The sequence below is a fragment of the Paenarthrobacter aurescens genome, assembly GCF_025421775.1.
In the GTDB taxonomy this organism is placed as follows: Bacteria; Actinomycetota; Actinomycetes; order Actinomycetales; family Micrococcaceae; genus Arthrobacter; species Arthrobacter aurescens_B.
Window position 1 is genome coordinate 321,980 of sequence record NZ_JAOEFX010000006.1, and the last position, 25,641, is coordinate 347,620.

Here is a 25,641-nt window from a genome sequence, read left to right on the forward strand (position 1 = left end):
CGTGTCAGTATGGTTCAACTAGAACGATCTAGAAGATACTCATCAGGAGCTCTCATGGTTTACCTTCAGCATCCGGTCAGTGAAGACCGGCCCGTTCGTCTTGGTCTGATCGGAGCGGGGTGGATTGGAAGTTTTCACGCCGAATCCATTGCCCGGCGCATCCCCAATGCCCGACTCGAGGCAATCGCTGACCCGGCCCTTCCCGCGGTCCAGGTACTGGCTGACCGGCTGGGTGTCCGCAAGATCAGCACTGACCCGGAGGATGTGCTGGCTGATCCGGAAGTGGATGCTGTCCTGATCTCCGCGCCGGCCCGCTTTCATTCCGGGCTGATAGCTGCGGCAGCGCGTGCTGGAAAGCATGTCTTCTGCGAAAAGCCGGGCGGCCGTACTGTGGAAGAACTTGATGAGGCGCTGGAAGCAGCGGAGGCCGCGGGTGTGACGGTCCACTTCGGTTTCAACCGCCGCTACGCAGAAGACTTTGCTGCCGCCCGCCGACTCATTGATGACGGCGCTGTGGGAACCCCGCAATTGTTGCGGTCCTTGACCCGCGACCCGGGACACAAGGACGGGATTGCCAATCCGGAGCGGATTGCACCGGGCACCATTTTCCTTGAGACCCTCATCCACGACTTTGATACCTTGAACTGGCTGAACCCCGGCGCTGTCCCTGTTCGCGTCCATGCAGTGGCTGACGCGCTGGTAGCTCCCGAGGCGAAAGGGGGCGGCCTGTTGGATACCGCTGTGGTCACGGTGACTTACAGCAACGGGGCCATTGCCGTGGCCGAGGCCAACTTCAATGCACTGTACGGCTATGACGTGCGGGGAGAGGTCTTTGGCTCTGCTGGAATGGTGACCGCCGGAGGCCCGCAGGCCAGCTCGGCCACGAGCTACACCGCTGCCGGTATCAGTTCGGCCACCGTCCGCCTGAACGTGGACCTCTTCCACGATGCGTACACGGCTGAACTGGCGCACTTTGTGGCTTCGGTCAAGGCTGATCGTGACGGTACCCAGGCTCCCGCGGGCCTGGCTGCTGGCGGAACCGACGCGCGGAACGCCTTGGCCGTTGCCCTGGCCGCCACCCGTTCGGCCCACACCGGGCTTCCGGTTGATGTGGCATCCATTGCCGCACTGCGTCCGGCGGAACCCGCGCTGCTCACTGTGGGGGATAAAGCATGACCTTCCGCCTGGCCGTATGCGCTGAGATGCTCTACGAAGACCTGCCCTTGACGGAGCGGGTGGAGAAGATCCACGGACAAGGCTTTGAGGTGGAGTTGTGGGACACCCGGGGCCGGGACATCGCGGCCCTGGCAGCAACTGGAGCCCGGTTCTCGTCGATGAGCGGCTATTTTGGCGGCAGCCTCACTGATCCCGGCAGTGCCGATGAGGTGCTGGCTTCCGCGGAGAAGTTGATTCCGGTGGCGCTTGAACTTGGTGTCGAGCGGATGGTGGTCCACCCGGCGGAGCTCGGGGAGGGTGGCCGGGCTGTCCGACCGGTTCACCGTTCTACCGGTGAGATGTGGCTGACCGGCCGAAGCACCCTCGAACGCTTGGGGGCGCTGGGCGAGAAGCACGGAGTGACCTTCGCGCTGGAGAATCTGAACACCATCCTGGACCACCCCGGAATCCCCCTGGCGCGGGCCAAAGACACCTTGGCGCTGGTCTCGGCGGTTGACCACCCCAACGTCAGGATGATGCTGGACCTGTACCACGCTCAAATCGGCGAGGGTAACTTGATCGAACTTGTCCAGGCCGCATTGCCTTGGGTAGGAGAAATACAAGTGGCCGACGTCCCTGGCCGCTGCGAACCCGGCACCGGGGAAATCAACTACCGGGGCGTCGCGGCCGCTCTCCGGAACGCCGGATACACGGGGGTGGTCGGCCTTGAGGCCAAGGCCGCTGGGGGAGGCGGCCTGGTATCAGGCGATGCCGCGCTGGCTGCTTTCCGCGCGGCCTTTGAAAGCTAGCTAAGAGCTGCCGGACCGCGTGTCCGGGATGGCGCCGTAGGCTCCCGCGTTGGCCGTTGCCTGCGCGGGGGCGCTGCGTCCAAGAGCAAAAAACTCGCGTAGCATCAAGGAAAACCGGTCACTCGCAGCGCCGGTCAACACTGTAGCTAGGGGGCGTATTGCGCGCAACGGTCAAGGACGTGGCGCGACGTGCAGGGGTTTCGCCCAAAACGGTGTCGAACGTGATGAACGGAGTCGTGCCTGTCAGTGGTCCTACGCGGCTCAGGGTTGAGCAGGCCATGGCGGAGCTCGACTACGTCCCCAATCTGTCCGCCCGCGGCCTGAGGAACGGGCGCTCCGGCGTGATTGGGCTGGCGCTGCCGGATTTAGGAACTCCCTTTTCGGCGGAGATCGCCCACAACATCGTTGAGGTTGCCCATGAACAAGGGTGGAGCGTCCAGATCGAGGAAACGGGCCTTGATCCACAGCGTGAACACGAACTGATGACCCGTGCCCGTTCCAACCTCATCGACGGACTGATCCTCAACCCGGTGGTGCTGAGGGAGAGCGCCGTGCAGGTGGGCGTCGCCCTGCCTCCCGTGGTCCTGCTGGGTGAAGTCACGCAGCAGTTGGCCGACCGCGTATTTGTGGACAGCTTCGCAGCCGCGCGGGACATGACCCTCGCCCTGGCCAGGCCCGGACGCCGGCGTATCGCTGCCCTGGGGGTGAACCGGGGGAGGCAGTCCGCCACGGCCATTCAGAGAACCGGTGGATATCAGGCCGCACTCCAGCAGTTGGGGATTCCGCTGGATGAGTCCTTGCTGATTTCCTGTGACACCTGGACCCCTGCTTCAGCTGCCGAATCACTGATGGAATACCTGGACGGACACCCACTGCCGGAGGCCCTCTTCTGCTTCACTGACTCCATGGCCATCGGCGCCTTGAATACTCTCTGGAAAAGGGGTCTGCGGGTCCCCGACGACATTGCGGTGGCCGGCTTCGACGACGTAGTGGATGGGCGTTACGCGGTTCCGTCCTTGACCACGGTGTCCTTCGACAAACGGGCCATTGCCACCGAAGCCTTGCGTCTGCTGACCGAGCGCATGTCCGACAGGTCCCACGGGCAGCGTCTGGTTGAAATCGACTACAGGATTGTGGAGCGGGATAGCAGCAGGGGCTGAACCGGCAGCAGTCGAGGCGGAAACGATAGCTGTCCCCTAAATTGTGCGCGCTAACAATTTTGTCTTGCCCTCACTATTACATCGATGTAATGTGAGACCTGCGTCACCCCCGGGGCCACCAACTACCCGAGAGCGGGACGCGCCGGAGCCGGATTTTGCGCAGTAAAGCAGTGACCTTTCAGCGGACCCATCCAAAGGAGTGACGGGTGAAGCAGTTTGAATCTTTGACCGGGAAACAGTTATCCCGGAGACAGTTATTGACGGGCTCGGCCCTTCTTGGCGGAGGCCTCATGGCCACCGGCCTCACAGGCTGTGGAGGTGCGGCCCAGGCTTCCACGGTCCAGGACATCGCGTTCTGGCACCTCCTGTCCGGCGGTGACGGCATCAAGATGCAGGCCATGATCAACAGCGCCAACCAGGCCAATCCCGGTTTCAAAGTGCATCCCACGGTGCTGGCATGGGGACCGCCGTACTACACCAAGCTGGCCATGGCGTCGGCAGGAGGGCGCCCCCCAGAGGTAGCCATCATGCATGCAAGCCGGGTCCCCGGATACGCGCCCGGCGGCCTCATCGAACCGTGGGACCTGGACCTGCTCGCGGAGAATGGCGTGACCGCTTCGGATTTCGCTCCAAGGATTTGGGAGAAGAGCCAGCACAACGGCAAGGTCTTCTCCATCGCCCTGGACTCCCACCCGTTCGTCATGTTCTACAACACGGATGTGGCAGGCAAAGCGGGAGTACTGGCCAGCAACGGGCAGCTCCAAGAGGTGAACTCGCCTGAGGAATTCAAGGCCATGGCACTGGAAATGCAGAAGGTGACCAAGGCCCACGGACTGTCCTTCGGCTACCTGGGCAGTGGTTCGCAGATGTGGCGCTTGTTCTACACCCTCTACAAGCAGCACGGCGCTGACATGGAGCTCACCCCGGGCCAGCCGATGAAAGTGGACCGCGATGCGGCCATCGAGTCGCTCGAGTTCATGGCGTCCCTCTTTGACGACACCATCGCAGCCCAAGCCGGCGACATCAGCACAGGCATTGCGGAGTTTGCCCGCGGCGGCTCAGGAATGCTGTTCAGCGGCGTCTGGGAACTGCCCACCATGAAAAAGGCGGGCATACCCGTTGATGCTGCCACAATTCCCACGTTGTACGGGACCCCGGCCTCCTACGCGGACTCGCACTCCTTTGTCCTCCCGCGCCAATTGAAGCTCAACGAGGACAAACGCCGGGACGTCTACAAGTTCGTCACGGATGTCCTCAAAGGATCGCTGTCCTGGGCCGAAGCCGGACACATCCCCGGCTATCAGCCAGTGGTCCAATCACAGGCATACCGCGAACTCACACCCCAGGTGCACTATGCCAACGCGGCGGACATCATCGCCTACGATCCCGAGTCCTGGTTCAGTGGCTCCGGCTCGGACTGGCAGACCTACTTCGCGGAGAACGTGCAGAACGTCCTCCTGGGAAGGGACAAGGCAGCCGCAGGATGGGATGCCTTCGAGCAACGCACCAACACCCTCCTCTCCCGTCCCAACCCGGTCTGACCGGCCCACGCACCGAGCGACAAAGGAGTCCTTTCATGAGTACCTCTACGCTGTCCCGGCCGAGGCCGGAGAGCCTGCGCAAACCCGGGAGCCGCACCCGAAGCAACCTGAGCGGCTGGGGATTTGCCACCCCGTTCCTGGCGTTCTTCCTCGTTTTCCTCGTCTGGCCCATTCTTTACGGCTTCTACATGAGCCTCACGGGCAAATCCCTCACCGGGGCCAATGACAGCCTGCTGGGCTTCGCCAACTACGCCGAAGCCCTGGCCGACGCCGATATGTGGCGCTCCTTGGGCAATACCCTTTACTTCACAGTGATCAGCACCGTCCCGCTGGTCCTCGTGGCCCTGGTGATGGCGGCTCTCCTCAACATTGGGGTACCGGCCCAGTGGCTGTGGCGGCTCTCCTACTTTGCGCCGTACCTCTTGGCCTCGACGGTGGTTTCACTGTTCTTTACCTGGATGTACAACCCTCAGCTTGGCCTGATCAACGAGTTCCTGACCGGCATCGGCCTCCCCAGGGTTGCCTGGCTGAACGATCCGAACGTGGCCATGTGGGCGATCGTGATAGCCACTCTCTGGTGGACTGTGGGCTTCAACTTCCTGCTCTACCTGGCCGCGATGCAGAACATTCCCGCCCAGCACTACGAGGCAGCATCGCTTGATGGCGCCGGAGCGTGGCGCCAATTCTTCTCCATCACCTTGCCGCAGCTGACGCCCACCACTGTAATGATCGTGCTGCTCCAGATCCTGGCGTCGTTGAAGATCTTCGATCAGGTGTACCAGATGACCGCAGGTGGCCCCGGTGGATCCACCCGGCCAGTGGTCCAGTACATCTTCGAGACCGGGTTCACCGGTTACCGGCTGGGCTACTCGGCAGCCATCTCCTACATCTTCTTCGGACTGATCGTGGTCATCTCGGTCATGCAGTTCGTCATCACCCGCCGCAGGAGTGCATAACCATGGCAACCCCTACCCTCACACGTCCCGCGCCCAGCGCCACCACCGCCAACAGCCTCAAAATCCGCCAACCGCGCAAGAAGCTGACGGTCGGCAGGATCGCGGCCATCGCTGTAGCGGCCTTCATTGCCGTGCTCTGGCTGATTCCGTTCGCCTGGGCCACGGCCACCGCCTTCAAGACCGAGACGGATGCCGCAGCTCCGGACGTGACCTGGCTGCCGCCGTCGGGCTTCACTCCTGAAGCGTTCGTCAAGGTCTTCCAGGACGGCAACATCCCGCTCTGGACCTGGAACTCCCTCTACACCTCGGCGGCCATCACGGCGATCACCCTGGTGATCTCGGCATTGGTGGCCTACGCGCTCTCACGGATCGACTTCAAGGGCAAGAAGGTGCTGATGACGGTGATCATCGCATCCATCATCATTCCGCCACCCGTGCTGATCATCCCGCTGTTCTACCAAATGCTGGCGCTGAACCTGATCGATACCTCGTGGGCCATCATCCTGCCGCAGGTCATCCACCCCGCCATGGTGTTCGTGCTGAAGAAGTTTTTCGACCAGATCCCGCGCGAGCTCGAGGAAGCGGCCGTGATGGACGGTGCCAGCCGCTTGCGGATCTTCACCCAAATCATCCTGCCGCTGTCCCGGCCCATCCTGGCCGCCGTCGCGATCTTCGTTTTCATCGGCGCGTGGAACAACTTCCTGTGGCCGTTCATCGCCACCAACGACGGCAACCTGCTGACCCTTCCCGTGGGCCTGCAAACCATCAAGAGCGCGTACGGCATCCAGTACGCGCAGAACATGGCGTCCGCACTGCTTGCGGCGTTGCCGCTGATCGTTGTCTTCCTGTTCTTCCAGCGCCAGATCATCAAGGGCGTCGCGACGACGGGACTCGCCGGAACCTGAACGGGCATCCAGCGCTTACAAACAGTTTCAGAACCCAACAGTTTTCAGATCACAACCAAGGAGATCCATGTCCCGCGCACGCATCACCCTCGACCGCGACTTCACCATTGGCGAGGTACCCCGCCGGCTCTTCGGCTCCTTCGTGGAGCACATGGGCCGCTGCGTCTACACCGGCATCTACGAACCCGGGCACCCTGAGGCAGACGAGAACGGCTTCCGCCAGGACGTCCTGAAACTCGTCAAGGAGCTCGGCGCCACCGTCATCCGCTACCCCGGCGGCAACTTCGTCTCGGGCTACAACTGGGAAGACGGCATTGGCCCGCGTGAAGACAGGCCGCGCCGCCTGGACGGGGCCTGGCACACCGTGGAAACCAACGCCTTCGGTCTGCACGAGTTCGTGGACTGGTCCAAGCAGGCCGGCACGGAAATCATGGAAGCCATCAACCTGGGCACCAGGGGAGTGGAGGCTGCCCGGGAGATCGTGGAGTACGCCAACCACCCCGGCGGCAGCTACTGGTCAGACCTCCGCGCCAAAAACGGCCACAAGGATCCGTTCAACATCAAACTCTGGTGCCTGGGCAACGAGATGGACGGGCCGTGGCAGATCGGGCACAAGACCGCCGATGAGTACGGCCGCTTGGCGCAGGAAGCCGCGAAGGCCATGCGGTTTGTTGATCCGTCGATTGAGTTGGTGGCCTGCGGCAGCTCCAACTCCGGAATGCCCACGTTCGGTGCCTGGGAGCAGACCGTCCTCACGCACACCTACGACGAAGTGGACTACGTGTCCCTCCACGCCTACTACCAGGAGCACGAAGGTGACGTGGGCAGCTTCCTGGCCTCCGCCGTCGACACCGACTACTTCATCGAGTCCGTGATCGCCACCGCGGATGCCGTGCGCGCCAAGGGGAAGCACAAGAAGCACATCAACCTGTCCTTCGACGAGTGGAACGTTTGGTACCAGCGCGGCCTGGACACGGAGGACCAGCCGCACAATGTGATCAAGGCCGGCTGGCGGGAGCACCCCCGCGTTATTGAGGACAAGTACAACGTCACCGATGCCGTGGTGGTGGGTACCCTGCTCAATTCGCTGCTCCGTCACGGCGACCGTGTCCATATCGCCAACCAGGCGCAGCTTGTCAACGTCATTGCGCCGATCCTGTCGGAGGAGAACGGCCCGGCCTGGAAACAGACCATCTTCCACCCGTTCGCGCGGATGGCCGAGCTCGCCAAGGGCCAGATCCTGCGGCTCTCGGTGGACTCGGACAAGTACTCGAATGCGCGGTTTGGCGACACGGACCTTGTGGACGTGAGCGCCACGTGGAACGAGGAAACGGGCCGCGTGGCACTCTTCTTCGCGAACCGCGGCTTGGAAGAAGCCGCCGACGTCGAGGTCGCCCTGCGCGGATTCGACGCCCGCCAGGTGCTCCGCGCCGAGGTCCTGGAAATCCCTGAGGGCGGCGACCGCTTGACTGTCAACAGCCAGGACCAGCCGGGCCGCGTGGGCCTGACGGCGCTGGAAGGTGTGAAGGCGACTGGTTCGGAGCTGCGCCTGACGCTGCCCGCCTTGTCGTGGGCCGTCGTCGAGCTTGACGTGGTGAAAGGCTAGCGTCGCACCCCACTGGGGGACAGTAACCGCCATTGTGGCGGTTACTGTCACCTGGTGGGTTTAACGCACGACGGCGGTTGCCTGGCTAGATCGCGCAGCCGTCAGGGCCGCAGGCCTCGGCGTCGGAGGCGCCCACCGGGATCAGGGGGTTGGCTTCCTGCCAGGCCTGGTTCAGGGCCTCGCTGAAAAGATCGGCAGGCTGGGCGCCGGAGATGCCGTACTTGCGGTCGATGACGAAGAACGGGACGCCCGTGACGCCGATGGCGCGGGCCTCATTGATGTCCTGGTTGACCTCTTCGGCAAACTTGTCGGAGGTGAAGAGCTCTGCGACCTCATTGGCCGGCAGTCCAAGCGTCGCACCGAGTTCCGTGAGGTATTCCTGGTTGCCGATGTCCTTGCCATGCTCAAAGTGGTCGCTGAGCAACTGCTCCTTGGCTGCGTCCTGGCGGCCGTGGGAAGCGGCAAGGTGGATGAGGCGATGGGCGGTGAAACTGTTGGCCACCACCACCTTGTCAAAGTGGTAGTCCAGGCCCTCGCCCTTGGCCGCCTCAGTGACGTGGGCGAACATCTGCGTGACCTGCTCCGGAGCCATGCCCTTGCGCTTGCTCAGGTAGTCCAGCTCCGTCCCGTCGTAGTGCTCCGGAACGGAAGGGTCCAGCTGGTAGCTCTTCCACTCGATGTCTACCGAATCACGGTGCGGGAACTGTGCCAGGGCGGTCTCGAAACGGCGCTTGCCGATGTAGCACCACGGGCACGCGACGTCTGACCAGATCTCAATCTTCATGCTCTCTCCAACCCGGTGGGCCGTCCGGACATTCCTTGCACTGCTGTTATTTTGCTCACCCATTGTTGTTCCCACCGAAGCCCAATACTCTTGAAAAGGGTTATGAAGCCAGCCCTTGGACTGGGGGTTTTGCGCGGAGGCTCCAGCATGCGCATCGGACTCATTGTTGGCCCTTGGTTTACCGTGCCGCCCGAAAAGTACGGTGGAACCGAACGAATTGTGGACGCCTTGGCGCGGGCACTGGTTGACGCGGGACACGAGGTCCTGCTGGCAACGGCATCGGACAGCACCTGCCCGGTCCCGCAGCTTCCGGGCTTCGGACCCAGCGAACCCGAAGAAGTAGGCCTCACACTCAGCGAGCTGGCCCATGTCATCAAGGCGTACGCCGGGCTGCAGAACGTGGACATCATCCACGATCACACCTTGGCTGGCCCCCTTTACCGCCATCGTCCCCCGAATGTGCCCGTTGTGACCACCATTCATGGGGAGCTCGCCGCCCGGGCAGCGAGCCTGTACCGGGACATGGCACAGGACACCGCGATCATCGCCATTTCCCACGATCAGTGCAGCAGGGTGCCCGATCTCCGGATCTCCGCAGTCATCCACCATGGACTGGACCTTTCCACTGTTTCCGTCGGATCGGGGGACGGCGGATATGCGTGCTTCGTGGGGCGGATGTGCCCTGACAAGGGACTCCTGGAAGCCGTGGCTGTTGCGCGGAAAGCCGGTGTTCCCCTACGCATCGCAGCAAAGATGCACGCCAAGGACGAACAGGATTATTTCCGGGACGTGGTGCAGCCTGTCCTCGGACCTCAGGAGGAGTTCGTCGGTGAACTTTCAGATCCGGAAAAATTTGAGCTGATGGGCGGTGCGATAGCCCTCATCAACCCAATCCAATGGCACGAGCCGTTCGGTCTGGTGATGATCGAGGCCATGGCCACGGGAACCCCGGTGGTGGCCACTCCCATCGGCGCGGCTCCGGAAATCGTCCGGCATGGCGTCACGGGTTTCCTGGGTGGAACAGATGAGCTCGCAGGGTACGTGGATCGGGTTCATGAGCTAAGCCGTGCGGACTGCCGACGCTCGATAGATGAATACTTCAACTCCGGGCGCATGGCCACGGACCACCTGAAGGTCTACAGCAAGGTGATCGAACAATTCAAGGACAAGGGCCTTCCCGCGGACCACAAGTTGCAAGACAATCAGAGGCAAGCCCCCATCCACCTGTGATCGATCCATCCGGGATAGACAGCCAGGACGTTTAGCTGAGGAAGGTTCAGTGGGCCATGACTGCTTGGAACGCCGACCCGGAGGCCGGAACCTCGGAATTCGGTGCAGTAACGGTCGTCGAAGGTTCATCCTTCTGTATCTCGGGGCACACCGGTGACATCCACGGAGGGGGTGCACAAGGCGCCTATTTTCAGGACACCCGGATTGTGTCGCGCTGGCTGCTACGGATCAACGGCGCCTTCCGTGAGCCGCTGGTGGCGCGAAATCCCACGGCCTTCCAAGCGGAGTTCGTGGGGCGGGCATTGTCCGCTGATGGCAAGTTCGACAGCCCGCTGGTGGTGCAGCATCAAAGACATGTAGGGCACGGCTTACGGGACGACATCACCATCAGGAATTACTCGGGGAACGACGCCCCCTGCGAGATTGACCTGAAGGTCGATGCCGACCTCGCGGACCTTTTCGATGTCAAAGGTGGCCGTGCCGGCACTTCAGGAACTGTGGTGAGGACAGCCCATAAGAGGGAATTAATCATCGAGTCGGCCCACCCCAGTGGCCAAAGGCGCGGCGTCGCCTTCCGTGCCTCGGGCTCCAAGACAACGGCTGAAGGACTGACCTTCCACGTCACCATCCCCGCCCGGAGCCAATGGACCACCAGCATCATCGCCATCCCGCTGACCAATGGAGAAAGGCCGCAGGAACCCTTCACGGAAACCACGCCGCTGCACCATACGCCTGGTGGCCGCCGCCACGCCGCCTGGGAAGAACATGTACCCCGGATCTCCGTGTCGGATGCCAACGTGGAGGACGTCATGGAGAAGAGCCAACGCGACCTGGGTTCGCTGCGGATCTTTGATCCCGCACATCCGGGGCGTGCCGCAGTAGCCGCGGGTGCTCCGTGGTTCATGGCCTTGTTCGGGCGCGACTCACTGCTGGCCTCCTACATGTCCCTCATGGTGGATCCCAATTTGGCAGCAGGCACGTTGCAGACACTCGCAGCATTGCAAGGCAGCAAAGTGGACATCGACTCCGAGGAAGAACCCGGACGCATGCCCCATGAGGTGCGGCTCGGGGTCACGGCAGGACTCGCCCTGGGCGGGACCGCTTATTACGGAACCGCCGATGCAACGCCCCTCTTCGTGTCGACGCTCGGCGAGCTCAGCAGATGGGGCCTCGGCTCGGACATCATCGATTCGCTCCTCCCGCACGCGGACCGCGCCATCGAGTGGATGGAGCAGTACGGGGACCGGGACGGCGACGGATTCATCGAGTACCAACGACCCAATGAGCACGGACTGGTGAACCAGGGCTGGAAGGACTCCTGGGACGGCATCAACTTCGCTGACGGCCGGATGGCGGAGACACCCATTGCGCTCTGTGAAGTCCAGGCCTACGCCTACGCGGCCTACGTGGCACGATCGTTGCTGGCACGCGCGGCGGGTGACACCGCCGTCGAACGCCGTTGCGCGGACCGGGCCGCAGCGCTGAAAGCCGCGTTCAACGAGGCCTTCTGGCTCCCGGACCAAGGCTATTTCGCGCTGGCGCTGGACAAGGACAAAAAGCCCGTGGACTCGTGCACGTCCAACATGGGGCACTGCCTGTGGGTGGGCATCGTGGACGAGGACAAGGCACCGCTGGTGGCCGAGCGGCTCATGGCGCCGGAGATGTTCACCGGGTGGGGCATCCGGACTTTGGGATCCGACATGGGGGCCTACAACCCCGTCAGCTACCACAACGGCTCAGTCTGGCCGCACGATACCGCGCTCGCCGCCACTGGACTTATGCGGTACGGCTTCGTCAAGGAAGCCAGCCGGGTTGCCAGCGGACTGTTCGACGCCGCAGAGCACTTTGGGGGCCAGCTTCCAGAGTTGTTCTGCGGCTTTGACCGGACAGATTTTTCGGAGCCGGTTCCGTACCCGACGGCGTGTTCCCCCCAAGCATGGGCGGCTGCGGCGCCCGTGCAACTCGCCCGTATTCTGCTGCGCTTCGATCCGGACTTCACCCGGAACGTACTCCACTTGGCGCCGATCCTGCCCGACTCCCTTGGCATGTTCAAGGCCGACAACGTGCTGCTGGGGCGCTCGCGGATCACGGTGGAGGCCACTGGTTCTTCCGGGACGGTAACCGGGCTGCCGGCCGGGCTCGAACTGCGGTCCGATCCCCGGCCGCCGCTGACGGGGGACTTGTTCGGCTAGAGCTGGTGCTCCATGACGAAGTCGTGCTCCACGGTGTTGCCGAGCTTGAATGATTTGGTGCCCACCCGCTGGAACCCGCTCTTCCCGTAGAAACGGATTGCTTTCGCGTTCTCGCTGTTCACCCCGAGCCACACCCCTGCGGCGCCCTTGTCTGCAGCATCAGCGAGCGAGGCCTTGATGAGCTGTGATGCCGCGCCTTTGCCGTGGTGGTCGGGGTGGACGTAGCACTTGCTCAGTTCAGTAGAGGGGAGGGCGGAAAGGACCGAGGCCACATCCGGGTCGCTTGCCGGCTTGGCAATCAGCATGGTGTACCCAAGGAGCTGCCCGTCGTCGTCGAGCACCAAAATGGTGATGTTCGCGTCGGCGAGGTAGTCCCCAAAGTTGGCTTCGCTCAGCGTCTTCTCCAGGTGGGCCTGGATGTCGGCCTGTGAGGAGCCTGGCGGGCAGGCCAACGGAAAGGTGACAGCGGCAAGCTCTGCCAGCTTCCCGGCGTCGTGCGTTGTTGCGGTGCGGATGGTTTCGGCCATAGGAGTCAGGATAAGGCCGAGACGGTAAGTTTCCGTACTGTTGCCGCGCCACCCTTCACGCTCAGTTCGGTGCCCACGCTCCCGGGCGAAGGGAATACCAGGTCTGTCAAGGTCACTTTGCCGCCCTGCGCGAAGACCTCCACCGAGCCGTGATCGATAATCACCCGAAGCTTGAGCACACCGTCTTCAAGCGCCACAGCTGCCGACTCCGCCGATGCGAATTTTTCGTGGAAAGCGGTGTTTCCGGAGTTTCGTCGATCCAGGGTGAGCGTGCTGGTGGCCGCATCGAAGCGGAGAACCGTTGCGGGGCCGTCGCCGGCTGCAGCGAGAAGCTTCAAGGCCACTGTCCGGGACGCGCCGGGCACGATCTCGGCGTCAATCACCTGCATGGAATCGGGATCTGCGTCCGGCAAGGTCACCGTGGCATCGTGGAGCTCCACGTCAGTCAAAGTTCGGAGCGGTCGCCCCGGGCCCGCTGACAGGACGGGGAGCTGCACCAGGCGAGGCAGGCCGTTGATCGTCACCAGTTCAAGCTCACGGGCCAGCGACATGCTGGACCGCCAGGGCGACGTGGGCAAGGAATTGGCGTAGTCCCAATTGTTCATCCACCCGATCATGATGCGGCGGTTGTCCGGAACGTTGCTGAAGGAGACAGCGGCGTAGTAGTCGCGCCCCCAATCCAGCCATAGACACTGCCGGAGATCCGTGGGTCCGTCTTCACCTGCAACCAGCGAATCGGTGTCCGCGGTGAACTGCACCCCATCGAAGTGGCCCACGAAGTACTGCCCTCCCGAGCCACCTGCCACAGCGCCGGGGTTGATGTTGACCACCAGGATCCACTTGATGTGGTCCGGGTTGCCGTCGACAGGAAGCGGAAACAGATCGGGACATTCCCATTCGCCGCCTGTGGCATTGGCAGGGCCGAACGTGCTTAGATACTGCCAGTCCTTGAGGTCGGCTGAGCGGTACAGAACCACCTGCTGGTGCTGTGCCTCTACTGCCACCATGACCCAGTAGGAACCAGCGTCGCCCTCGTGTCGAAACACTTTGGGGTCCCTGAAATGGGCCGAACCCCGGTTGAGGACCGGGTTGCCCGCGTACTTGGACCAGGTCATGCCGGCATCAGTGGAGAACGCGAGGGACTGGGCCTGGATCCCCTCGAGTCCCGCGCCTTCCTTGAAAGCACTCGTGTAGATGGCCACCAATGCCGGATTTTCAGCGGTGCCGAATCCGGTCGTATTGCCCTCATCCACCACAACACTGCCGGAAAAGACGTCCTCATGCTGGTCGCACGCAATGGCTACGGGATGTTCGGTCCAGTGCAGAAGGTCCTCTGACGTGGCGTGCCCCCAGGACATATTGCCCCAGACGTTGTCCAACGGGTTGTTTTGGTAGAAGAGGTGGTAAACGCCTTGGTGAAACACAAGGCCGTTGGGGTCGTTCAGCCACGTGTTCCTCGCCGTGTAGTGAAGTATCGGCCGGCTGGCAGGGGCGGTCTCTTCGGTGGGACCGGCAAGGTGCATGTCTGTATCAGACATTGGAGTCCTTCCGGGAAGCATGTGCCAGTTCCAACGATTCGGTCAGTTCGGCCCGTGTGGGCGGGTTGGCTCCGTGCCGACCCACTGTGATGGCCGCCGCGAGTGAAGCAGCGGTCCCCAGACGCGTGAGTTTGGCGGCGTCGAAATCGCCGTCACCTTCCTCGATGAGGCCCGCGACCAAGGCTGACATGTAGGAATCACCAGCGCCGACAGTATCCTTGACGGCCACAACGCGTGCCGGCACATGGACTTCGGCACTCTTGGAGCACAGGAAGGACCCGGAGCCGCCATCAGTGATGATCGCCGCTTCTGCCCCCACATCCAGCAACCGGCGTCCGACGGCGGCAAGTGACCACCGGGGGTATAGCCACAAAGCATCTTCCGAACTGAGTTTCACCACAGTAGCCAGTGCTGTTGTGTCTTCGAAGGTTCGGAGAGCCTCAGCATGGTGGGGGAGGAGCGTCGGGCGGATGTTGGGGTCGTACGTGATCAGGCATCGGCCGGAGAAGAGTTCCAGCAAGGCCCTGACCTGGGTTGCACCGGGCTCGATGAACGCGGCCAGCGACCCCGTGTGCAGCACCTTCGGGAGGAACGTTGGACTGACGTGGGGGAGGTCCCAGTGGAAGTCGAATTCGTAGTCTGCCGAGCCATTGCTGTCCAGGACTGCCGTGGCAGTGGATGTCCGGGGGAGGCGTTCGGCGCCCGGAAGTAATCGCACTCCCGCCGTTCCCAGGTGTTCCTGGATGCGCTCGCTCCGTGCGTCCTTGCCCAGCGCCGTGAGGAAGGTGGTGCTGACATCCAGCCGGCCGAGTCCGAACGCGACGTTCAGCCCGGACCCTCCGGGAAATTCGACGGCTCCCGCTGCGGTGTCGATGATGTCAATGAGGGCTTCGCCGACGACTACGACATCCGTTTCAGGGCAGGAGGGAACTGGGCGGGTGTGCATTGATGGTCCTTTGTGGTCTGGGGCGTCCGATGCTGGCTGCCGATGAATTCAGGTATTGGTATGTGTGGACAGGTCTGCGCTGCTGGAGTCTCCGTTGGGCCGTGGGGAGGCCACCGAATTGCGCAGGACCAAGGGGCAGGGAAGAACAGTTGGCTGCCCCGTCAACAGCTGGAGGTCCGTCTTTTCCTCGATGGCGTCGATCAGGTTTTTTGTTGCCCAAGCACCCATCTCATAGTGCGGAAGGGCGACTGTTGTCAGCGAGGGGTAGAGGTTTTCGGCGATGAGCTGTTGGTTATCGAATCCGACGATGGAGAGATCCTCAGGTATCCGCAGCCCAAGTTTCCCGGCCGCCCTGTAGGCGCCCATGGCCATACGGTCGTTGTAGCAGAAGATGGCCGTGGGCCGGTTGGAGGACTCCAGAACCCGCAGCGCCGCTTGGTAGCCCCCCGGCACTTCCGAAAGTTCGGAGTGGACCAGCTCTTCGTGGAACGGCAGCCCGGCATCTGCCAAGGTGTCCTTGAAGGCTTTGAGCCGGGAGTGCGTAGCCGGTACGTCGTCGGTGTTGTTGATCATGCCAATCCGCGTGTGTCCGGCGTCGATCAGGGTCTGCACCGCCAGCCTTGCACCTCCGGCTTCATCGGGGATGACCGAGGAGACAGAGTGGCTGATGTCCTCGGAGTCCACCAGAACTGCCGGAACACCGGCCAGATTTTTGGGGACTGCCAGCTTCCGGTGGTACATGGTGGCGTAGAGGATGCCGTCCACCTGGCGATCCAGCAGATCGGCGACGTCGCTCTCGCGGGAATCCTGTGAGCCGTTGCTGGTGGAGTTGATGATCATGATGTTGTACCCGCGGGCACGCGCTGTTTCCTCAGCTCCCAGGATGATCCTGCCCGCGTGCGGAGTGGTGGCAATTTCTTCGCTGATGAACCCGATCATGCCCGAACGTTGGGTGCGCAGGGCTTGGGCGAGACGATTGGGTCCGTAGCCCAGACGCTGGGCTGCTTCATGGACCCGTTCCCTTGTTTCAGTACCCACGCGGGCGTAAGCAACGTCATTGAGGACATGGGAGACGGTGGTGACAGAGACTCCGGCCGCAGCCGCCACGTCTTTGATACCAACTGATCTGTTGCTCATTGATTTCCCACGTCCTCATGGTGTTGATGTTTGTTGCTGATCCTACGTTCGGCTTGCTCGTCCCAGTAGGCTATCGAGGAATACCCGCAGCCTGGTTCGGCGTCTCCGCTGCTGCCTGGAAACCGATGGTGGGTGTGGGCCGCACAGCATTGACAGCCCTGTCTGCCAGCACCTGGGCATCACTCCCGGAATCAAGGATGGTGTTTCGCGCAGCACCGGACTCAACCAGGACTGCCGTCACCGCGAGGCCATCCGACGCCGCGGTGCTGAGCAACGCATCAACCTGGGCCGAGAAGCAGGAGTCACTCGACGTGGAGTGAACGTCCATCGCCACCACGTGGTTGTTGGAGACGAAGTTGCCACCCCCCTCCGCCAACCGGATGATGACGGGCGTCGCCCCTGCCGGCCGAATGCTCTGCGCGTCGACGATCTGGGAGAAGTGGTTGCCGATCACGGAGTTATTGCTGCCGTTGACACAAAGCAGCCCGAAGAGGTCGTTCAGTCCGTTGTCGACCCCAAAGAACGGTGTCCAGGGCTCGTGGTCCCGCAGGAAGTGGTTGGTAGCCACGAGGTTCTCGGAACTGTTCGCTGCGAGGACCACCATACCGGGGTAGAACGAGTGCAGACGGTTGTTGGTGACACTTGAACGCGTGACGCCCTCAAAGTGGACGCTGCTGGAGCCCCGGGGGAAGACGTTGTTCGCCGTTATCAGGAGCCCGCCATGATTCTGGGCGTAGATCGAGTGCCCCTTGAAGCCGGCTCCGATCAGGTTGTCGGTAATCTTCGACGCCTGCCCCCAGCCACGCAGTTCAATGCAGCTCCCGCATTCGGCAATGAAATTATCGTGGATGGAAAGAGCGTCCGCGTTGTAGATGGTGAGCGCGTTCTCAAGGTAGACGAACCCCATGCCGTTGATCCGGAAGGAATCGTTGGCGCTCGCTACATGGATGCCGGTCTTGCCGTTGACGTAGCTGTTCGCCGCAGGCAGCCCGGAGCCGTCCGAAGTAAAGCGCAAACCATCTATGCAGAAGTTGGAGAACTCCACTGAGCTGATCCGGGGACTGCCGTTTCGTTCAATGTAGAAAGCGGCACCCTTGGATTCCTCTTCGTCTCCGCTCAGCGGAATATCGACGATGACGCGGCTCCCTCCGGGCCACAGCTCATGCAGGTCCGGCCATTCGTCCTCGGGAACATTGAACCGGATGCTGGATGACGTGAAGCCGTGCCCCGAGCCTTGGATCCTGAGGAAGCTGATGTCAATCAGCACCTGTGTGCGGAGGTGGTAGTCCCCGGGCGGAAGATAAATCACCGCTCCCGGCTTGCCGCCGTCGTTCTCATCCGTGGCCTTCTGCCGGTCCTTGATGTCCGCGATGATGCTGTTGATGACCTCGCCAACGTCCTTGGACGGATCACCGACGGGCCACGTGGTGACGTCGTAGTAGTTGTTGCTTGACATGGGTTCCCTCCCTTTGTCGTGAAGTTGCTTTGCCACTGACGCGCCCTTAGCCCTTAACCGCACCGAGCGTCATGCCTGCGACGATCTTGCGCTGCAGGAGGAGGGTGAGGAGGATGACCGGGATGGAGTAGACGGCCGCAAGTGCCGTCATGGATCCCCAATCCAGCCCGAACTGGGTCTGGAAGTTCGCGATGACCACTGGGGTTGTCTGGGACCGGATGGCCGTCATGAGCAGGGCGAAGAGGAACTCGTTCCACGAGGCCAGGAAGGCGAAGATCGCCGTGACGGCGATGCCTCCGGAGACCACCGGGATGACCACCCGCCAGAGCGCTCCGAGCCTGCTGCATCCATCCACGGTTGCCGCTTCCTCCAGGTCGCGGGGGACGGCCTCGAAGAAGCTGGACATGAGCCAGATGGACAGGGGCAGCGAGATGGTGGTGTGGGCGATCGACAGCGCGATCGGCGTGTCCGCCAGCCCTACGGAGGACATCATGGACGCGAGGGGAATGCCGATGGCCACCGGCGGGACCATGCGTGTGACCAAGGCGGCCATGATGAACACGCGGCCGCTGGGGGTTTTGTAACGCGTGATGCCGTAGGCGGCCGGAACGGCCAGGACCAAGGACAACACTGTGCTGATGATGGCTGTCTGCACGCTGTTGATGAACGATGCCAGCACTCCGCTTCGGCCCAGGGCGTTGGCGTAGTTCTCCAGTGTCCATTCTTTGGGGAGGATGGTGGGCGGCACTGCGATGGTGTCGATCGGGGTCTTGAACGAGGTAAACAGCAGGTACAGGAACGGGAAGCCGTACAGCACCATGGCCACTGCCAGCAGGATCCAGAGGATGGTCCGGGTGCTCCGGCGGCCGGCCTCCAGGCCTTCGCGGTTGACGCCGCGGCGCTTGCGCAGGCCATGGGGTGCAGTGACGTCCGACGCCGGCAGTGCGGTTTGGCTTGTCACGTCACCCTCTGCTGTGGCGCGGTTTCGTAAAATCGCGGTCCGGGAGCTCATCAGTTGTCCTTTCCTGGCCGCCAGATGGTGGCCACCGCGAAGAACGCGACGGCGAGCATCGCCAGCAGGTAGATGGTGCCCATGGCACTGGCCAGGCCGGGATCGCCAAAGCGGATCATGGTGCGGTAGATCAGCAGGCTCATGGTTTCTGAAGCGGACTGTGGGCCGCCGTTTGTTTGAATCAATATGGTGTCGAAGGCGCGGGCGGCGTCGATTCCCCGGACCACCAACGCCACGGCGATGACCGGGCGGAGGAGCGGAAGAATGATGCGGAACAGGAGGGCGGGTGCCCTGGCGCCGTCCAGCCGGGCAGCTTCGATGAGATCACCGGGGATGTTCTGGAGACCGGCGAACAGCACGAGGCACATGAAGGACGTGGTGAGCCAGATGTCCGGAATGGCCACCGAGAACAGCACGATGTTTGGATCCGACAACCAGCCGATCTGGTTGGGGTTGGAGAGGATGCCGGCTTGGTGCAGGAGGGTCCCGATGAGGCCGAAGTTATCGATCATCAGGAACTTCCACAGCAAGCCCGCCACAATGGGGGCGATCATGAGCGGGTAAAGGAAGACAGTCCGCCAGACCTGCGAGCTGCGTCCGAGCGTGGTGAACAGGAGTGCCATTCCCAGGCCGAGGGCGAACTCGAGGGTGACAACTACCAAGGTGTAGGCCAGGGTCCGCCAGCCCGCGCCCATGAAGGCCTCGGAGGCAAAGGCCGTCACATAATTCTGGAATCCGACGAAGTCCCGCGGGCCACCGGCGATGGGCGAGATCTTGAAGAAGCTGTCTGCGATAAGGCGGAACAGCGGGTAGGCGACGAACACGGCCAGGAACAACGCCGCTGGGGTCATCAGATATAGGGCGAAGCGGCGATCGGTGATGCGCACGATTTTCTCTTCTGCTGGTTGGGGCCGCGGCCGGCACGGGGGTTTATGGTTCCGGGTGCCGGCCGCGGAGTCTTTACTTGAGGAGGTCCTGGATCTGCTTCTTGGCTTCAGCCAGGAGGGTCGCGGAGTCGCCGCCGGCCACAGCCTTCTGCAGGAGCGGCACCAGTACCGTGTCAACGATCTGCTGCCACTTGGCCGTTGCCGGTCGGGTGGCTGTGGCTTCGCCGTTGAGGGTTTCGATCAGTGGCTTGAAGCTCTCGTAGCCGGGCTGGTCCTGGTACTTTTCGAATGCCGAGATGCGCGAGGCAAGGCCAAGGCTGGATTCGATGCCCAGACCGTTATGGTCGTAGGCGCACTTGATGAACTTCTTGGCGGAGTCCGCGTTCTTGGTGGCCTTCGGTACGGACAGGTACCAGGGGCCCGGGACGCCCGCGACGCCGGCGCTGCCGCCGATCATCGCTGCGGCGCCCACCTTGCCGGCAACCGGTGAATCCTTGGGGATCTGGCGGTAAGCGTGGGCCCAGAACCGCGTCATGGCGGTCTTGCCCTGGTTGAACAGGTTCTGGGCGGCTGCCCAGTCAACCTGCGCGGCACCCGGAGGGGCGGACTTTGTCAGGCTCACGTAGAAGTCGAGCGCTTCTTTGTGGGCCGCGTTGTCGATCACGACGTTGTCGCCGTCGAGGACCATCGGCGAGCCGGCCTGCAGGACGTGGGCCAGCCATTCAGTTTCCACGGCTCCCTTCACGTCCGTGCCGTACATGCCGTCCTTGGTGAAGAACTCCGAAATGTCCTGGTACTGCTTCCACGTGGTGGGTGCGGCGAGTTCGTAGCCGTACTTGGCCTGGAAGTCGGCCTTGTTCTTGGCGTCCTCGAAGAGGTCCTTGCGGTAGAGGATGATCTCGGCGTTGGTCCATGCTGGCAGGCCGATGAAGTGGCCGTCCACGTTTGCTTCCTTGACCAGCGCGGGGAAGATGTCCTTCTTGGCCTCATCGGTGAAGATTTCATCGATGGGCTGGACCGCGTCCTTGAAGCTCGGGAGCCAGACGGAGTCGAGGGCGGCTACGTCGAAGGAAACGTTGCCGGAGGAGAACTCGCTGGAGAGCCGGTTGAACATGCCGTCGTAGGGCAGTTCGACGAAGTTGACGTCGATCCCGGCGTCCTTCTTGCATTGTTCGGCTACGCCGGTGAGTTCGGCGTGGCCGCCGGCCTCCACCAGGACGTTGACGGTGCTGGCGGCGCTACCCGACGTTGGTGCCGGGCCCCCTGCGCCGCATCCGGTAGCCGCGAGTGCGACGGCGGTGCAGAGGCCGCCAAGGGTGACGAGCCTGGAGATGGTGTTTCGAGTGGACATCGCTGTCGACTCACTTTCTCTCGAACGGGATGGCAAGACTGTTTGGGGTGAAGAATCGTTTTGCCAAAACGACTTGGCAGCAACAGTAGGCGCGAAACTTTGACCGTGTCAAGAGTCACTTTTCGATGGCCCAGCGCTATTGACGAGGGGCGTTGGCGATGCCTAAAGTCATCGTTGCTGGCTGACAAACCGTTTTGGCAGATTTTGGCAGGTCCCAGCAACCCGCACCCCGTTCAAAGGAGAACCGTGAAGCCACCACCCACCATCAGCCGAAGGAGCATCCTCCGGCTGTTTCCGGCAGCGGCAGCTGCGGCCGCCGTCGTCGTGCTATCCGCCAATCAGGCGGCCGCGAAAACCCCTGTTCCGGACCAGAACGTCAACCCCGTACCAGCCGCGCCGGGCCACCGGGCAATTATCGGAGTGCTTTAGCCGCAACATCCGTGCAGCAGACCGTTCAAGCAGTACCCCAACGATGAGGAGAACCAGCTTTGACCACTGTCTACGACGTCACCACCTGGAGCGTGCCAGGGAACCCCGCCGCCACCCCGTACAACGACATCGGGCTCATCATGAACAGCATCATCGCTGACATTAAGAGCCAGCAGACCAACCAAGCATCAAAACCCGGCGCAGTGATCTACATTCCGCCGGGAGACTACTCGCTCAAGACCCGTGTCAACGTGGACATCAGTTTCCTGACGATCCGCGGATCAGGACACGGCTTTACGTCCCTGAGCATCCGGTACAACGCCGGCAATACCTCCGGGTGGCATGAGATCAACCCGGGTGGCAGCCGGGTCCGGGTGGAAAATACGGACGGGAACAGCGACGCCTTCCGCGTCTACCGCACCGGCGATCCGCGGCTGAGCTCCGTCGTGTTCCAGAACTTCTGCCTGGACGGTGTCTCCTTCGGCTCCAACGAAAACGACTACACCAACGGCAAGACAGGCATCCGCTTCGACTCTGCCAACGATTCCTGCAGGGTTGAAGGCATGGGCATGGTGTACCTCGAACACGGCCTGGTGGTGCGCGACACTGATGCCCTTAGCGTCAGCGGCAACTTCCTGGCTGAATGCGGATCGTGCATAGAGCTGACGGGATCAGGCCAGGCCTCCAAGGTCACAGACAACCTCATCGGCGCAGGATTCGTGGGTTTCTCCATCTTCGCCGAGGGCCATTGGGGCCTTCTGGTGACAGGGAACAACGTGTTCCCCCGCGGAAAGAGCAGCGTGCACTTCAAGGACTGCGGCCGATCCTCCATTACGTCCAACCGTTTCCACGCTTTCTATGCCGGCATGGTGAATTTCGAGGGAAACTGCACGGAGAATCTGGTGGGAGCCAACCACTTCCTCCGCCAGATGGAACCGTTCGATCCACTCAAGCCGTACAACAACGGCCTGGACGATCTTTATGGACTGGTGCACATCGCCGGCAGCAACAACACCGTCACGGGAAACCACTTCAGCTACAACGTCCCATCCGGTTCCGTGGTGCCGGCAGGGCAGACGCCCACCATCGTCCTGGTGGCGTCCGGAAACAACAATTTCATCGCCACCAACAACACGGTTTCGGCCATTCCCGTTCACACGGTGGTCTTGGATGCTTCAACCTCCGGGTCCAAAGTGCTGGACAGCGGCGACAGCAACCAAGTGGTGCGGTACGCGTCCAGCTACTCCTTCAGGCCCACGCCATAGCGGCCGGCAAGCACTCGTGAAAGGTCGGTCAAAGATGACCAGACGTACCAAGGCCTGGCTGTCGATCGGGACAGCCGTGGCACTCACCGCAGCCTCTTTCGCAGTGACTACCAGCGCTGCCCGGGCCACCGACCCCGATCCGGCCACGCAGCAATACCGGCCCGCGCTTCATTACACGCCGGAGGCCAACTGGATGAATGACCCCAATGGGCTGGTCTACCACAACGGCAAATACCACATGTACTACCAGTACAACCCCAACGGAACGCGGTGGGGAGACATGAGCTGGGGGCATGCCTCCTCAACGGACCTGATCCACTGGGAGGAGCAACCCCTCGCGATTCCGCGGGGACTCAACGCAAACGGCCAGGTGATCGAAGAAATCTTCTCAGGATCCGTGGTGGTGGACACCCACAACAGCAGCGGATTCGGGACCCTGCAGAACCCGCCCTTGGTTGCCGTGTACACGAGCAACTACACGGGGGCCCACCCGCTCTACCCGGGTAAACAGGCGCAATCCCTGGCGTTCAGCCTCGACGAAGGTCAAAGCTGGACCAAGTACGGCGGAAACCCTGTCCTCAGCCGGAACACCCCAAGCTTCCGCGACCCCAAGGTCTTCTGGTATGACAATCCATCCGGAGCCGACTATTGGGTGATGGCCGCGGTGGAGGCGGACGAGCACAGGGTTCTCTTCTACAAGAGCAGCGACCTTAAGCAGTGGGAATACCTGGACGACTTCGGCCCGGCGAATGCTGTCGGCGGGCAGTGGGAGTGTCCTGACCTGTTCCCGCTGGCAGTCGACGGGAACCCCAATAACGTCAAGTGGGTCCTGGCTGTGAACATCAACCCGGGGGCCGTGGGTGGCGGCAGCGGCGGACAATACTTTGTGGGGGACTTCAACGGAACAACCTTCACCGCGGAAAACATCGACCCCGCCGACCAGCTTCCACCCGGCAACGTCGTGGCCGGCTTCAACGGCGGCAACTACGGCGGGTGGAACGTGCAGAACGATCCTTCCAACGGTTCCGGCCCATGGGGGAGTGCCCCGGCGTCGGGAACCATCCCCGGACAGCAGCAAGTAACGGGTCACATCGGCACGGGACTGGTGAACGGCTTCCACGGTGGCGACACTCCGGTTGGCACCATGGAGTCCGCGCCGTTCACCGTGGACAAGGACTACCTCAATTTCCTCGTCGGGGGCGGAAAACATGCCCTGCAGCCCGGACAGCAGTCGGGAAACCAGGCTCCGCCGGGTTACCTGCTTTTTGATGGGTTCGACTACCCGGGAACGCTCTCCCAAGCCGGCTGGCAACTCAGCGGCGACTTTCAGGCGGAACTGAACCCATCGACGTCGGGCGGTGAATTCGCCAACGGGAAAAGGATCAATACCTTCGAAGGCGGCCCCAACCAAGACAACAACGTCGGCACCATCACGTCCCCTGAGTTCTACCTGACCAACACCAACATTGCTTTCCTCCTGGGCGGTGGGGAACGAACCGACGGGCAACTCCAGGTGGAACTGCTGGTGGGCGGCGTGCCGGTCCGCACCACGACGGGAACCAATTCGGGCGACTTGAACTGGAAGAACTGGGACGTTTCCCCTTGGTACGGGCAGATCGCACGCATCAGAATCGTGGATAACGCAACGGGTCCGTGGGGGCACCTGACCCTGGACAACATGGTCCTCGGTTCGGAGCCGGCCAAGGTCCGCAGCAGCGAAACCACCGTGAACCTGGTGGTCAACGGCCAGACGGTGCGGAGCGCAACCGGCGCCAACTCCGAACACCTGGCCTGGAACGCCTGGGACGTCAGCGCCTATAAGGGCAGCCAGGCCACCATCAGGATCGTCGACAACAACCGCGGAGGATGGGGGCACATCCTTGCCGATGAGTTCGTCTCCTCGGACGCATCCCACCTGGAACAGCACGATTGGCTGGATTGGGGCAGGGACTACTACGCCACGGTGTCGTTCAACAATGCGCCCGACGGCAAACGCATCATGCTGGGCTGGATGAACAACTGGGACTATGGCCAGGACACCCCCACCTCCACCTGGCGCGGAAGCATGGCCCTGCCGCGGGAGGTGGTTCTCACCCAGACTCCTGCCGGACCAAGACTGCGGCAGCAGGTGGTGTCACAGGCGGACGCGTTGAAGAACACGGCCGCGAGCTACACGGCATCCGCGCAGGACCTCCAACCGGGAACCACAGCAGTTCCGATCACGGGCGATGTGGTTCAGATTGATGCTGAGTTCTCCCCGGGCAGCGCGTCCGCGTTCGGACTCAAAGTGCTCGGAAACGCCAACGAATCGACAAGGATCGGTTACGCAACGGCCACTCAGCGGCTCTCCATCGACCGGACCAACTCAGGCAACGAAGGCTTCCATTCCGCCTTCAGTTCAGTCGAGGACGCGAAGGTGGAGTTGATCAATGGCAGGCTCCATCTCCGGGTCTACGTCGACCGGGCATCCGTGGAGGTCTTTGCGCAGGATGGCCTGACGACCCTCACGGACCAGGTCTTCCCCGGTGCTGGCGCGGAGACCATATCGATCTTCGCCGAAGGAGGCACTGCCCGGCTGGAAAGCATGACCGTGACGCCGCTCAACCCGGCTATGTGGGGCGGCTGACCCGCCTTGCAGCGCACGACGGGGGGGGGGGGCCGCAGGGGGGGGCCCCCCCGCGGGGGGCTGGTGTAATGTCACCGGGGTACGCCCCCCCCGGGCGGGGGCCGCCCCCAAACACGCGCCCGGGGGGCG

The 25,641-nt window shown here is 62.5% G+C and carries 21 protein-coding genes; 12 read left to right on the forward strand and 9 right to left on the reverse strand.

What is annotated here, in order from left to right; genetic code table 11:
- Positions 1–54: 54 nt before the first annotated feature.
- The 7 genes from N7568_RS15105 to arfA all read left to right on the forward strand — a co-directional run bounded on the left by N7568_RS15105 (position 55) and on the right by arfA (position 8,132).
- Positions 55–1,176 carry a Gfo/Idh/MocA family oxidoreductase gene (locus N7568_RS15105; protein WP_261610600.1) on the forward strand — a complete coding sequence of 374 codons (1,122 nt, stop codon included), beginning with the start codon at positions 55–57 and terminating at the stop codon, positions 1,174–1,176.
- The gene (locus N7568_RS15110; protein WP_261610601.1) at positions 1,173–1,964 is read left to right on the forward strand and encodes a TIM barrel protein; all 792 of its coding nucleotides are present in this window, start codon (positions 1,173–1,175) and stop codon (positions 1,962–1,964) included. The genes N7568_RS15105 and N7568_RS15110 overlap by 4 nt, the downstream gene beginning before the upstream one ends.
- Positions 1,965–2,122: 158 nt before the next feature.
- Entirely contained in the window at positions 2,123–3,124 is a 1,002-nt protein-coding gene (locus N7568_RS15115; protein ID WP_261610602.1) for a LacI family DNA-binding transcriptional regulator, read from the forward strand.
- A 206-nt stretch (positions 3,125–3,330) separates the two neighbouring features.
- Positions 3,331–4,665, forward strand: a complete 1,335-nt coding sequence (locus N7568_RS15120) for an extracellular solute-binding protein (RefSeq protein ID WP_261610603.1) — start codon at positions 3,331–3,333, stop codon at positions 4,663–4,665.
- A 35-nt stretch (positions 4,666–4,700) separates the two neighbouring features.
- Positions 4,701–5,621, forward strand: a complete 921-nt coding sequence (locus N7568_RS15125) for a carbohydrate ABC transporter permease (protein ID WP_261610604.1) — start codon at positions 4,701–4,703, stop codon at positions 5,619–5,621.
- Between the two features lie 2 nt (positions 5,622–5,623).
- Positions 5,624–6,526, forward strand: a complete 903-nt coding sequence (locus tag N7568_RS15130; protein ID WP_261610605.1) for a carbohydrate ABC transporter permease — start codon at positions 5,624–5,626, stop codon at positions 6,524–6,526.
- A gap of 67 nt (positions 6,527–6,593) precedes the next feature.
- Positions 6,594–8,132 carry an arabinosylfuranosidase ArfA gene (gene arfA / locus N7568_RS15135; RefSeq protein ID WP_261610606.1) on the forward strand — a complete coding sequence of 513 codons (1,539 nt, stop codon included), beginning with the start codon at positions 6,594–6,596 and terminating at the stop codon, positions 8,130–8,132.
- Positions 8,133–8,217: 85 nt separating this feature from the next.
- Here the strand turns inward: arfA and N7568_RS15140 are convergent, their stop codons facing one another.
- On the reverse strand, positions 8,218–8,916 hold the full coding sequence (locus N7568_RS15140; RefSeq protein ID WP_261610607.1) for a DsbA family oxidoreductase: 699 nt from the start codon (positions 8,914–8,916) through the stop codon (positions 8,218–8,220).
- Between the two features lie 147 nt (positions 8,917–9,063).
- On the opposite strand from N7568_RS15140, the gene N7568_RS15145 reads away from it, so the two are divergent.
- Together N7568_RS15145 and N7568_RS15150 are read left to right on the forward strand one after the other, a co-directional pair.
- A complete protein-coding gene (locus N7568_RS15145) occupies positions 9,064–10,146 on the forward strand; it encodes a glycosyltransferase family 4 protein (protein ID WP_261610608.1) in 1,083 nt (360 codons plus the stop codon).
- A 56-nt stretch (positions 10,147–10,202) separates the two neighbouring features.
- The gene (locus N7568_RS15150; RefSeq protein WP_261610609.1) at positions 10,203–12,338 is read left to right on the forward strand and encodes an amylo-alpha-1,6-glucosidase; all 2,136 of its coding nucleotides are present in this window, start codon (positions 10,203–10,205) and stop codon (positions 12,336–12,338) included.
- Here N7568_RS15150 and N7568_RS15155 read toward each other — a convergent pair.
- From N7568_RS15155 to N7568_RS15190, 8 genes are all read right to left on the reverse strand, one after another.
- On the reverse strand, positions 12,335–12,865 hold the full coding sequence (locus N7568_RS15155) for a GNAT family N-acetyltransferase (protein WP_261610610.1): 531 nt from the start codon (positions 12,863–12,865) through the stop codon (positions 12,335–12,337). The two genes, N7568_RS15150 and N7568_RS15155, sit on opposite strands and share 4 nt — an antisense overlap.
- A gap of 5 nt (positions 12,866–12,870) precedes the next feature.
- Positions 12,871–14,403, reverse strand: coding sequence for a glycoside hydrolase family 32 protein (locus N7568_RS15160; RefSeq protein ID WP_261610611.1), 1,533 nt, complete (start codon positions 14,401–14,403; stop codon positions 12,871–12,873).
- The gene (locus N7568_RS15165) at positions 14,396–15,349 is read right to left on the reverse strand and encodes a PfkB family carbohydrate kinase (protein ID WP_261610612.1); all 954 of its coding nucleotides are present in this window, start codon (positions 15,347–15,349) and stop codon (positions 14,396–14,398) included. Before N7568_RS15165 ends, N7568_RS15160 begins: the two co-directional genes overlap by 8 nt.
- Positions 15,350–15,397: 48 nt before the next feature.
- Positions 15,398–16,486, reverse strand: coding sequence for a LacI family DNA-binding transcriptional regulator (locus tag N7568_RS15170; RefSeq protein WP_261610613.1), 1,089 nt, complete (start codon positions 16,484–16,486; stop codon positions 15,398–15,400).
- 70 nt (positions 16,487–16,556) lie between these two features.
- The gene (locus tag N7568_RS15175; protein ID WP_261610614.1) at positions 16,557–17,942 is read right to left on the reverse strand and encodes a right-handed parallel beta-helix repeat-containing protein; all 1,386 of its coding nucleotides are present in this window, start codon (positions 17,940–17,942) and stop codon (positions 16,557–16,559) included.
- Between the two features lie 46 nt (positions 17,943–17,988).
- Positions 17,989–18,954 (reverse strand): carbohydrate ABC transporter permease, encoded by a 966-nt coding sequence (locus tag N7568_RS15180; protein WP_261610615.1) that lies wholly within the window; start codon positions 18,952–18,954, stop codon positions 17,989–17,991.
- A complete protein-coding gene (locus tag N7568_RS15185) occupies positions 18,954–19,841 on the reverse strand; it encodes a carbohydrate ABC transporter permease (RefSeq protein WP_261610616.1) in 888 nt (295 codons plus the stop codon). Before N7568_RS15185 ends, N7568_RS15180 begins: the two co-directional genes overlap by 1 nt.
- Before the next feature lie 73 nt (positions 19,842–19,914).
- A complete protein-coding gene (locus N7568_RS15190; protein ID WP_261610617.1) occupies positions 19,915–21,192 on the reverse strand; it encodes an ABC transporter substrate-binding protein in 1,278 nt (425 codons plus the stop codon).
- 246 nt (positions 21,193–21,438) lie between these two features.
- Between N7568_RS15190 and N7568_RS15195 the strand changes: the two genes are divergently transcribed.
- Genes N7568_RS15195 through N7568_RS15205 form a run of 3 tightly spaced genes read left to right on the forward strand, consistent with a single transcriptional unit; the run spans position 21,439 to position 25,512 of the window.
- Entirely contained in the window at positions 21,439–21,621 is a 183-nt protein-coding gene (locus tag N7568_RS15195; protein ID WP_261610618.1) for a hypothetical protein, read from the forward strand.
- 59 nt (positions 21,622–21,680) lie between these two features.
- Positions 21,681–22,886: a NosD domain-containing protein gene (locus N7568_RS15200; protein ID WP_261610619.1), complete on the forward strand. Its 1,206-nt coding sequence runs from the start codon at positions 21,681–21,683 to the stop codon at positions 22,884–22,886.
- 34 nt (positions 22,887–22,920) lie between these two features.
- The gene (locus N7568_RS15205; RefSeq protein ID WP_261610620.1) at positions 22,921–25,512 is read left to right on the forward strand and encodes a GH32 C-terminal domain-containing protein; all 2,592 of its coding nucleotides are present in this window, start codon (positions 22,921–22,923) and stop codon (positions 25,510–25,512) included.
- Positions 25,513–25,641: the final 129 nt, after the last annotated feature.